Raw genomic sequence first — 1,197 nt, 5'->3', positions numbered from 1 at the left:
GGGGCGCCGTAGATTGCCGCTGATCTTCCCGGAATCTCGCGGTGCTGGGGCGACGCCGCCGAAGCCGGCGAGCCGGTCGGGAGTTCCGAAGACGCCCATGTCGCCGCCGGTGGCGGCGAGGAACTCGGCACCGAGGATGATGCCCAGGCCGGGCATGCTGGTGATCACTTCGAAGTCTTGGTGCTCGCGAAACCGGGCCTCGATGAGCTTGTCGATCTCGGTGACCTGCTGGTTGAGACTCATCACCTCCGCCGCCAGCGTGTGCACCATCCGGGCGGTCAGTCTCTCGCCCGGCAGGCTGGTGTGCTGGCGCTCAGCCGCCTCGAAGGCGGCCTCTGCCAGCTGGTCGGCGCGGACGACCTTGCGGTTGCGCAGCCACGTCTCCAGCCTCTTGCTGCCGATCCGGCGGAGGGCGGCCGGCGTTTGGTAGCCGGTCAGCAAGACGAGCGGGCCGGCGTTGGTGACGTCGAGCGCACGCTCCAGACCGGGAAAGATGCCAGTGAGTTGAGCGCGGAGCCGGTTGACGGTGCGAGTGCGGTCGGCGACCAGGTCCATGCGCCGGCCGGTGAGGATTTTCAGCTCGGTGACGGTCTCGTCGCCAGCCCGTAAAGGATGCAGATCGCGGCGGATACGAGCCTGATCGGCGATGACGGCGGCGTCCTTGGCATCGGTCTTGCCTTCGCCGCGGTAGCCCTCGGAGGCGCGGTGGATGGCCCGGCCGGAGAGGTAAAGCACCGGCTGGCCGTGATTGAGGAGGAGCGTGATGGCGAGGGCGGCTCCGCCGCCGGCCAGGTCGATGCCCCAAGTCACTTCGTCGCCCAGAGCCAGGACGTCGGCGAGGAGTTGGAGGAGTTCGGGTTCGTCGTTGGCGACGCGTCGGGACAGCAGCCGACGGCCGCTCTCGTCGATCGCGACGCAGTGGTGGTGGGCTTTGCCTGCGTCGATGCCGGCCCAGATCGCGGCCATGTGCTGCCTCCGTGCGGTGTGGTGCTGGTGCCTCCCGACGGACGACCTCGCTGTCGATTCCCTACGTGGCGATCATTCGCAATTCCTAATTGGCAGCCGAGTCGTCGTGGGGCGTCGGGCGGCCAATCGATGGAAGCCACAGACGGCAGAACCTTGAAAGCCACACCCGACGCTCCTGGGTGGATGAACCATACGAAGGGCTCACCACGTCCCGCAGGACAACGTAGGGAA

1 protein-coding gene is annotated in these 1,197 nt (G+C 67.6%); it reads right to left on the bottom strand.

Going from position 1 to position 1,197, the window contains the following annotated elements:
- Positions 1–966 (bottom strand): IS110 family transposase (locus tag ACFZDJ_RS55025; protein ID WP_391070833.1); only part of this gene is annotated, 966 nt, incomplete at its 3' end.
- Between the last annotated feature and the right edge of the window lie 231 nt (positions 967–1,197).

Source organism: Streptomyces sp. NPDC007896 (genome assembly GCF_042959425.1).
Classification (GTDB): domain Bacteria; phylum Actinomycetota; class Actinomycetes; order Streptomycetales; family Streptomycetaceae; genus Streptomyces.
The sequence above is the reverse complement of the archived record's forward strand: the minus strand, read 5'-3'. Positions and strand labels throughout refer to the sequence as shown.